Consider the following 11,605-nt stretch of genomic DNA (forward strand, 5'->3'; position numbering starts at 1 on the left):
TGATAGGACGCATTCAGGAAACGTACGTGCAACGATTAAGCCACAGCAACGCCATCGTTCAGGATCATCGTGTACACGGAATTTGTACGTTACCCGGGGTCACTCTGCTGGATATGATCTATCGTTTGTCGGCTTTATATATAGAGACACACGCCATCGAATTGCGCCAGATTTTGTTTACAACGCCCATTGTGACATCAGAGCAATTTGATCGTCAAATCGCTGTGACGTTCTCACCTGTACTCTCAGAGATGCAGTGGAGGGTAACCATTACGAGCAACAAAGTGACGAATGGTATCATCGATCAGGACAGTGAAGAACAACATATGCAATGTACGATGTTTCTTGTTGATCCCGAGTTTAATCCACCCGTGATTAATGTTCAGGATCTGAAAACTCAATCCCGGGATCAGTGGAGCATGGATGAGGTTTATCAATTAGCGAGGCAGGTCAACATCGAACATGGGCCATTTATGCAAACTTCAGGGGTCGTCTACCAAAATGAGAATCAGGAGCTTATGTGTCTGAATCTCAGTGATCAGGCCTCCGCTTACTCCGATGAATTTTATGCACATGCGGCTTTTTTGGATGGAGCAACGTTTGCGGGCTCCTCATTCCGTTTAAAGGCAAAAGCACAGGGAATGTATGACCATCAGACTCCCTATATTCCGTTTATGATCGATCGGTTTCGTATTTTCGGCCCGTTACCTGACACGATTGGTGTGCATTCGCTCGCCCGACCATTGACTGTAGACCATTCGGTCTCATCACCGGATCTGGTCTCCATGGATATTCGGATTGTCGACTCTGCTGGCAAGACCTTGGTTGAATTTGAGCGTTTAACCGCCAAACGCATTCGAAATCCTCATTTGATACAGAAATGGGCCGATGTTCATCAGAATCCCAGTGGGGTAGAAGCGTCAGGATCAAAGGATGCATCTGTACCAGAGCTGGTCACACAGGTCAGTATTCAAAGTTCATCTGTCAGCCTACATGAAACATCCGAACTATCGAATCGGCGAAGAAGTGTTCCAGAAGGAAGTATGAAGCAGGTTGCGGACTATTTAAAGGAAGAGATCGGCAAAGTGCTTGGAACATCTGAAGCGATTTTGGATACAGAGCTGGGATTTTATCAGATGGGACTGGATTCCTTGCAGCTTATCAATCTTTCAAGGACGCTGGAGAACAAAGTGAAGGAACAGCTTTACCCCACGCTGTTATTTGAATATTCCAATATTCAGTCTCTTGCTGCATACCTGCACCAACATTGGTCTGAGGCATTTACTGAAAATAAGTATGCGGAGAACAAAGTTTCGGTCAGCAAGGCAAGCACCAGAACTTCGGGACTCGATCATGATCAGGGAAAGGGTGATGACTACTCATTGATCATGCTCGAACCCTTCTGGGAAGAAGTCACGCTGCATATGCGTAACACCTCTAACACGGTGCGGAGCCACGTTGTCATTCTTTGCGAACAGGCAACTGGACATGATCAAATGATCAAGGAATGTTTTCCGCAATCAGAGGTTGTCACCCTAACCAGCGAACATACCATGATGCCACAATCATTTGAAGAAATGTGCGAGCAATGCATAGTCTGGCTTCAGAATTACATGCAGCAGTTTCCCAAAACGGAGACCCATATTCAAGTGATTGGTCCGTCAGGAACGGGTAGTGACTTTGCAGGCGCCATGGGAGCACTGTTAAGAACAGCTCATGCAGAGAACCCCCATATGCATGGGCAGACAATTACGGTGGATGATATTCATACTGTTACAAAAGCCCAATGGGCGGAGTGGTTGAATAAGGAGCGGTTAACACATTCCTCGGGAGTTATTGAAGTGTATTACACCGGAAAATCTCGTGTGCGAAGGGTGAAAAAATACCGTGAAAAGCCGATCCCGATGCCGCATAAAAGCCAGTATGATGGAGTGTATGTAATTACAGGTGGATTAGGTGGATTAGGCTTGATGGTGGGCCGACAATTGGCAGAGCAAGGGAGGATTACATTGGCGCTGGTGGGGCGTTCTTCTCTTGGCGAAAAAGAGTCCGCTAAGATATCCGAGTTGAAGAGTCTGGGAGCGGATGTTCATTATTTTCAGGCAGATCTAAATCATAGCGAGCAGATGAGTCATGTTATCCAGCAGATCCGGACCAGTCTGGGAGTTATTCGGGGAATCGTGCATTGTGCAGGAATTACCCGGGACCAATTCATTTTACAGAAAACAAAAGAGAATATTTCGGAAGTGCTAGGCCCTAAAGTGCATGGACTTTGGTACCTGGATGAATATACTCGTGATGAACCACTGGACTTTTTTATTTTATTCTCTTCACTATCGGCTGTGCTCGGGAATAGGGGACAAGCAGATTATGCTTGTGGAAACGCTTTTATGGATCGGTTTGCAGAGCGGCGTCAGCAGCAGGTTGTGGCAGGACAGCGATCAGGCAGAACCATTTCAATTAATTGGCCCCTATGGGCGAATGGAGGCATGTCGATCGATCCAGTTTACGAGCAGCAGTTGGAAGCCAAAACGGGATTGGTTCCGCTGCCTCCAAACGAAGGAATGCAACTGTTCGATTCACTTATGATGAATGGTTCACCGCAGACTGTTGTGATGTATGGTAAACCCTCGCTCATCCGCAGCTTTGCGCAAACGGTTATCCATGTGGAGGGGGCTTCCTCCGCAAAAGTTTCAAAAAATGATCATGAGGTTTCTCGAAAAGAAAAGCGGTTATCGGGAAGGCATACAGAAGATATAGCCATTATTGGTGTGGCTGGCCGCTATCCGATGGCTCGGAATGTGAATGAGTTTGCTGCCAATCTGTTATCAGGCAAGGATTGCATTACAGGCTTTCCCATCGAACGTTGGGAACAGGGGCGGTTTTCGTATACGCCAGATTCATATTATCAGTTTGGGGGATTCATCGATAAGATTGACGAGTTCGATCCACTATTTTTTAATTTATCTCCCCGTCAGGCGGAGATGATGGACCCTCAGGCGAGACTTTTTCTGGAGACGGCATGGGAAGCTTGTGAAGATGCGGGTTTTCGGGTTGAACGTAGTCAGCATCATGATGCTTCAACAGGTACCCGGAGTGTTGGTGTATTTGCTGGTGTATTCTGGAACCATTATGAGCTGTTTGCATCGGAACTGACAGATCGCGGTGTACCTACATCCTTGGGGGTCAGCGCAGCGTCCGTCGCAAACATGGTATCGTATTGCATGAATTTCCATGGTCCTTCTCTTGCGGTAGATACCATGTGTTCCTCCGCATTAACAGCCATTCATCTCGCCTGCGAAAGCATTCGAAATGAGGAATGTGAGTATGCTTTGGCAGGTGGAGTCAACGTCATTACGCATCCACATCGATATTTGTTTTTGAAAGAGGCACAGCTGCTGTCATCCGATGGAAGATGTCGCAGTTTTGGAGAGGGCGGAGACGGATATGTGCCGGGTGAGGGTGCCGGAACGGTATTGCTGACCAGTCTGCGTCATGCCAAAGAGGAAGGTTATTCCATTTATGGAGTCATTAAAGGGTCTGCAATCAATCATGGAGGAAAAACATCGGGTCCAACCGTACCGGATTCAACGGCACAGTCGGAAGTCATTAAAGAGGCCTTCAAACGTTCAGGGGTTGATCCTCGAACGGTCAGTTATTTTGAGACACACGGGACAGGAACGTCTCTCGGAGATCCGATCGAGGTCCAGGGACTGCACAAAGCGTTGGCGGACTGGTCACTGCCGGAACAGAGCTGTGCAATTGGTTCATTAAAGTCCAATATCGGGCATTTGGAAGCAGCCGCGGGTGTAGCTGCGTTAACCAAGGTACTGCTACAGATGAAATACAACCGGATTTTTCCTTCCCTGCATGCAGAGCGTCTGAATCCGTATATTCCTTTTCAGCACACTCCCTTTTATGTGGAGAGGGAAGGAAGAGACTGGAGAAACGTAAAGGCAGATTGTAACACTCCAGAAACCGGACCTTTGCGAGCGGGTATTAGCTCCTTCGGAGCAAACGGCAGTAACGCCCATTTGGTTGTTGAAGAATATGCACCGACAGTAGTAAACTCCGGTTCGAATTTTGAGTCCGAGCTTCCGGTCATTATCCCGTTATCTGCGAAAACTCAAACAAGTCTGCTTGATCATGTGCGCGACATGATGAATTATCTCTCCACTGGGGAGGAACATCAAAATTCCACCGCCACACAGGAAATCAAGCTCTCCAACCTGGCATACACACTGCAGGTGGGCAGAGAACATATGCGATATAGGGTTGCTTTTGTTGTCCGTTCTCTTGAGGAACTGCAAAGGAAATGTGCAGAGTACTTGGAAAGCAAGGACCAAGGCCTGGGGATTGGATCGTTGAACAGTCAGGTTGGTTATGAGGGAGAAGTCCGGCATCAAGAAGATGCGATTACAGAAATGTTTCAATCAGATGAAGACATTCGGACAGCGCTCCAAATATGGATGAACAAAAAAAAGCTGGCTTCTATCGCCGAAGTATGGGCCAAAGGAATAACCATTGAATGGAAAAGCATGGTTCAGAAGGACAGCAAGCCCACTCGAATCAGTCTTCCTACCTATTCATTTCAAAGAGAGCGTTATTGGGTCCCCATGGTTCATGCAAAAGGGGAGAGCGTGATGGCAGGTTCCGGCAAGAAGGCGGCAGTACTGCACTGTATGCTACACCATAACCGCTCGGATCTGCTGCGAGGCCAATGGTACAGCAGTCAGTTCAGCGGCAATGAGCCCTTCCTAAGCGATCATGTGGTGCAGGGGCACAAGCTGCTTCCCGCTGTCGTTCAGCTGGAGATGGCCCAGGCAGCAGCAGCACACGCAGCGAACTGGTCTCCGCGCACACATAGTCTGCTGCTGCGCCATGTCATGTGGAGCAGAACGCTCATCGTTGGGGAGGAGCCTGTGGAGGTTCATCTTGCACTTGAAGCCGAGGCCGATGGGAGCTTGTCCTATGAAATATCGGCAGCGTCATCCACCGAGTCTGCCATCGAGTCTGGGGAAGCGGTGTATAGTCAAGGGCGTGTGAGCATCGGACGCCCCCTCGCAGAAGCCGTGCAAAGTCTGGATTTGCAGGCCGTACGCAGCCGTTGCACGCAGGGACAGGCCAGCGGGGAAGTCTGTTATGAAACGTTCCGGAAGCTGGGCTTGGAGTACGGTCCGTCCCATCAGGCGATTGTCGAACTACACTGGGGGGCGGACGAGGCCTTGGCGCAACTTCGTCTGCCACACGCCCTCTTCGAGGGGCAAGCGGACACCGTGCTGCATCCGGGTATGGTGGATGGAGCCTTGCAAGCGACCATCGCCCTATTGGCAGGAGATGAGATCGCGGCAGCGTTGAGATCCACACCTCTGAAGAGTGAAGTAAACTTGGAGGGCGCTGCCCTTGGGAGCACAGGAGAACGGTATGGAAACCAGCCGGCTTCCGCTCCGTTACCTTTTGCGCTGGAGGAGGCGGAAGTGATGGCCCCTTGCCAAGCGCAAATGTGGGTGGTAGTGCGTGTTCGCCCCGATCCTGCGGCATCTTCCGCCGCGGAGGTGAGGGTCCGTAAACTGGATCTGGAACTGTGCGATTCAGAGGGACAGGTTTGCATTCGGCTGCGGGGCATTACCTCGCGTGTACCGGAAAGCCGGGAAGGCGTACTGTTGGTGCAGCCCGAGTGGCAGGAACTGCCGCAGCGCGCTCTAACGCCTGGGGTTCCGGCAGTCGAGCCGGCGGTGCTGCTGTGTGATTGGGCCCCGCAAGATTACGCGAATGCAGATGCGGATTTGCCCTGGGAGCAGATGGCGTTAACGGGGGCGTTGGAGGCGCGGTACGGACAGGCTGTTCAGGCCATCCTGCACCACGTGCAGCAGCAAATTTCAAAACATCAAAGCGGCCGAATGGCCTTGCAAATTGTCATAACTGGAGATGAAGAAGGAAGACGGTTCGCTGGCCTGAGTGGGCTGCTGCGGACGGTGCGACGGGAACATCCGGGCTGTCTGGCACAGCTGGTCGAAATCCAGCCAGAGACATCCGCCGCAGTGTTGGCTGAACAACTGCACCAGTGTGCGCTCCATGCGGAGGAAAGCCATCTGCGTTGGGAAGCGGACGGGCTGAAGCGAGCGGGCTGGCAGGCGGTTAACGTGGACATGGATGAGAATGTGGATATGGATGAACATTTGATTCGAAATGTACATGCGGAAGCCGAGATGGAGCCGAAGACAAAGACGGGATTCCCGCTGTTGTCCCCTTGGAGGGACGAAGGCGTCTACGTCATTACAGGTGGAGCTGGTGGACTGGGACGGATCTGGGCCCAGGAAATTGCTGCTCAAACAGAAGGCAGTACACTCATTTTGACCGGCCGATCTCCGGCGATGCCAGAGACGGTACAGCGAGAGATGGCGCAGCTTCCGGCCCGGGTGCTTTATGAAATGGTGGACGTCACCAACAGAGAGGCGGTCGATGCACTATTTCGGCGTCTTCGTCAGCAATACGGCCGGGTGAACGGGGTGCTGCATTGTGCCGGAGAGATCCGGGACAGTCTGATTCGGTACAAAACGGAACCCGACTGGCAGGCGGTGCTGGCCCCGAAAGTAAATGGCACACGGAACCTGGAAGAAGCGATCGGGACAGAGGCGCTGGATGTACTGCTGCTGTTCTCCTCCGGTGCAGCGGTGACGGGGAATGCAGGGCAGGGCGACTATGCCGCCGCCAATGGGTATATGGATGCGTATGCGGTGAGCCGAAATGCACGGATGAAGCGCGGGGAGTGTCAGGGTCGAACCTTGTCCATCAACTGGCCGCTGTGGGAAGAAGGCGGGATGCAGCTGGAGGAAGAGGGGAAGGCACGTCTGTGGAAACAGCATGGGCTGAGACCGATGGGAACCGCTTCGGGTGTGAAGGCGCTGTATCAGGCCTGGGCGAGTGGAAGCAGTCAGGTGGCGGTTGCGGAAGGCAATCTGTTGGTGCTGCGCAGAAACCTGCTGGAGCCGGGAGATTCGTGGTCAACTGAACCGATGGAGTCAGCAAACACTAACGCTAACGGGCATGGACCTTCCCCGGAATCGTTATCAACCGAGCTTGGAGCGTCTCTGGCGGGAGGCATGGCCCAACAGGAAGCTGTAGCTGTGCTCACGTTGGAAGTGGCCGCTTTGTTGAACGTAGGGGAGCAGGAGATTGATCCGGACATGGACTGGAGCGAATATGGTTTGGACCCGGTGCAATGGAGTGAGCTTTCCCGCAGACTGCTGACCCGGCATGGATGGGACATTTCCGCAAGGACACTGTTGGAACAAATGAACCTCCACGCAACCGCTGAGCAGTTCGTGGGTCAATTAAACCTTGCCAAGAGTTCAAAAGCAGATATACCTGCTAGTATCGAGGATACGGAAGAACTCACCGAACTTGAAAGCAATCGTGAGGATAGAGCGATCCTTTGGTTAATCGAAAAATTGGCACCCGTGATTGGTTTGCCAGAATCAAGGATTGAGCCAGATGCCCCACTGGAGCAATATGGTATCGATTCGCTGCTCATTATGAAGATGACGGACGTACTGGAGAATGAATTGGGGTCCTTGTCCAAAACGCTGTTCTTTGAATATCAGACCCTGAGGGAACTATGTCATTACTTTATGAACATGCATCAGGTGCGTTTGGATAAGCTGCTTCAGCAACAAGGGATGAAACCGGCTGGAACACCGCAGAAGAATGTGTTAACGAATGTACAGAATGTGTCGGACTCTCGAACGCACGCACCAACGCATGCCATGATGTTGAAGCGAAAGCTGCTGACAGGAACCCAATTTAAAGCCGAAGCCGAACCTATTTTGAAAAAAACGGATCTGGATCTGTCCATTCATATGGACTCACCCTCTGGTGGTGGAAAAGACTCGAATAATGATCATCAGGATATTGCGATTATTGGAATGGCGGGCAGATATCCAGGTGCCCGTAATACCATGGAATTCTGGCATAACCTGCGAAATGGTGTGGACAGTATTACCGAGATTCCATTGGAACGTTGGGATCACGGACAGGTGTATAACCCAGAGCCAGGAATTCCAGGCAAAACCTATGGCCGCTGGGGTGGTTTTTTGGATGGTGTAGATGAGTTTGACCCGTTGTTTTTCAAGGTATCTCCTCGTGAAGCCGAAACAATGGATCCCCAAGAACGACTTTTTTTGCAGTGTGTATATGAAACACTTGAAGATTCGGGATACACAAGACAAAGCTTGAGCACGGAGAAAGTGGGCGTTTATGTAGGTGTGATGTATGAGGAGTATCAGCTCTATGGATCCCAGAGTTCCATGGCATTCAACGGTAATCCGTCTTCCATTGCCAATCGGGTTTCGTATTTCTGTAATTTTCGCGGACCAAGCATGGCCGTGGATACAATGTGTTCTTCGTCATTAACATCCATTCATTTGGCCTGTCAAAGCCTGAGACAAAACGAGTGCCAGGTAGCTGTAGCTGGCGGTGTGAATGTGTCGGTCCATCCCAACAAATATATTCTTTTGTCCCAAGGGAAATTTCTGTCTAGCAAAGGACGGTGTGAGAGCTTTGGCCAAGGTGGGGACGGCTATGTTCCGGGTGAAGGCGTTGGCGCAGTTCTGTTGAAACCGTTGGCGAGAGCCATAGCGGATGGCGACCGGATTTACGGTGTGATCAAAGGATCAGCGCTGAATCATGGAGGCAAAACCAATGGGTATACCGTCCCGAATCCCCACGCACAGGCTGAGGTTATCGGTGACGCCCTGCGTGAAGCAGGTATCGATCCGCGAACGATTAGTTACGTGGAGGCGCATGGAACAGGAACTTCGCTCGGGGACCCCATTGAAGTGACCGGTTTAACAAAAGCATTTCAGCAGACGGTCCAATCCGACTTCAAGTGTGCTATCGGTTCGGCCAAATCCAACATTGGTCACTGCGAAAGCGCAGCAGGTATTGCTGCGGTAACAAAAGTGTTGCTGCAGCTGCAGCATGGGGAACTCGCGCCATCCTTGCACGCGGAAAAGACCAATCCAAACATTGATTTTACCCAGAGTCCATTTTTGGTTCAGAAGTTGCTCGAACCATGGAAGCGTCCGGAAATAGATGGAGTGCAGATCCCAAGACGTGCAGGCGTATCTTCATTTGGAGCTGGGGGTGCCAATGCACATATCATCATTGAAGAGTATACCCCGACGAGTATGTATCCGGAACCGATAACAGTTGGCGAAGATCACCCAGAATCTCCAGTTATCGTTGTGCTGTCCGCAAGAAATCAGGAACGACTCTTGGCAAAGGCCAAAGACTTGCTTGAGGTGTTATGTACCGGAATATATGAGGATTCGGATATGAGGAGCCTGTCTTATACGTTGCAGGTTGGGCGTGAGTCGATGGAAGAACGTCTGGGATTGCTGGCGGTGTCCATAGATGAACTGATCTTGAAACTCAAAGAGTATATTGACCAGGCAAACGATATGGAAACACATGCTTCCCAGAATTTGTTCTATACCGGTCATGTGAAAAAGGGTAAAGAGATGCTTTCCATCCTTAGTCGGGATGAGGACATGGAAGAAATGGTGAATCGGTGGATGCAGAAGGGCCAGCATGAGAAATTATTGGAATTATGGGTACAGGGTCTGAACCTGGACTGGAATACATTATATGTTGCTGAGGGTAAACCCCAACGAATCGGTCTCCCAACCTATCCTTTTACAAGAGAAAGGTACTGGGTTCCGCAGCAAGCTCAGGCCAACACGATAAGTGAATCAAAGGTGGAGGAGGGCACTTCCCCTGCGGAGCCATCGAAGGCATCGGACCATACTCTTATGCTGACCCCAATATGGGAAGTAATCGATAAGACGGAAAAGTCCGAATTTAATCCTGGAAATAAACGATGGCTGGTCATTGGAGGTACAACGGAGCAATGGGAGATGATTCATCAGATCCATGCAAAATCAATCCGTATGGATGCGGAAATTGCTGTAGATCCCGTCAGTCTGATGAATGCCTTGAAAAAGGTTGATTCTATTGATCATATCATTTGGTTATCCAATCATATGTCGCTCCCACCGAAGTCGCTGAATCATTTTATTGCGGCACAGAATACGGGTGTGAAAAATGTGTTCCGAATCATTAAAGCCATGATTGAGATGGGGTATGGTTCTCGCCCTTTAGAATGGTCGTTCTTAACTTGTCAGACACAATCCGTCTGGCCAAGCGATCCGGTTCATCCTGTGGATGCCGGAGTTCACGGTCTTGCCAGCTCGATGGCGCAGGAGTTTCCACAGTGGTGTGTGCGTCTCGTCGATCTGCAAGCCGGTAACATCAATGCACATTCCATTCGTACGGCGTTGTCTCTGGAACCGAAAGGTATTGGGGATCTCCAGGTTCATCGAAATGACCGCTGGTATGGTCAGGAACTTGTTCGCCTGGAGAGCAATGCTCCTCATGACAACAACAATTATCGTCATGGCGGAATCTATGTTGTTATTGGTGGAGCTGGCGGTATCGGTGAAGTATGGAGCGAATATATGATCCGGACCTATCAGGCGAGGGTGATATGGATCGGAAGAAGTGAATACAACGACGAGATACGGCATAAGCAGAATCGTTTGTCAGCTCTGGGGGCTGCTCCCGAATATATTTCGGCCAATGCAGCCAATGAAGAGGATTTAATGGGTGCGTATATAACGATCAAGAGCCGGTTCAAGACCATAAACGGTATTGTACATTCAGCAATTGTTTTGCAAGATGGCAGTTTGGAACAGATGACAGAGGAACAATTTCAACATGTATTTACCGCCAAACTGGATGTAAGTGTTGTGATGGCAAACATATTTGCGAAAGAAAATCTGGACTTTGTACTCTTTTTCTCATCCATGAACTCTTTTACCAGACGACCAGGCCAGAGCAATTACTCGGCGGGTTGTATGTTTAAAGATTCGTTTGCGCATTGGTTGCGACAATCCTGGACGTGCCCGGTCAAAATTATGAACTGGGGTTTCTGGGGAAATATAGGCCGTGTTGCTTCATTGGAATACAGGGAACGCATGGACCGGATGGGTGTAGGTTCAATTGAGGCGCCTGAAGCGATGGAAGCCTTGGAGATGCTCATGAGCTTGGACCTTACACAGGCCGCCTTGTTAAAAACAAAAGCACATCCGATTCCTGGAATCCATATGCAAAAGTCAGTACGGGTTTACATGTCGGATCACCCTATAAAGGAGAGCAGGCCAGAGACTCGCGGCATCATGCGCATCTCTCATCCAGAGCAAGATACAGGTCATTTGCTCCAAAAGATGGAGCCCTTGCTTGCAAAGCTAATGTGGGTGCAGCTGCATACCTCCGGCTGGTTTGTGTCCGATGTTAGCTCTGGCACTCTGGTTGAATTAACACAGAATTTGTCGGATACCTACGCGCATTGGATCAGAGGAAGTTTGACCGCGCTCGTCCGTTACGGCTATCTGATGAAAACCGATTTTGGTTACAGGGTATGCAATAACGACGCGCCGAATGCCGAAACGGCTTGGCAGGAATGGGAGCATAACAAACCTGGCTGGATCAAACACCACGGCGCGGAATCACAAATCAGGTTGGTTGAAACGATGCTGAAGGCGCT

General features: G+C 50.3%; 1 pseudogene. It reads left to right on the forward strand.

The features are described from left to right. Positions 1-23: 23 nt before the first annotated feature. Positions 24-10,985, forward strand: a pseudogene (locus F0220_RS13100) (SDR family NAD(P)-dependent oxidoreductase); the annotation flags it as partial. Between the last annotated feature and the right edge of the window lie 620 nt (positions 10,986-11,605).

Source organism: Paenibacillus sp. 37, from assembly GCF_008386395.1.
Taxonomy (GTDB): domain Bacteria; phylum Bacillota; class Bacilli; order Paenibacillales; family Paenibacillaceae; genus Paenibacillus; species Paenibacillus amylolyticus_B.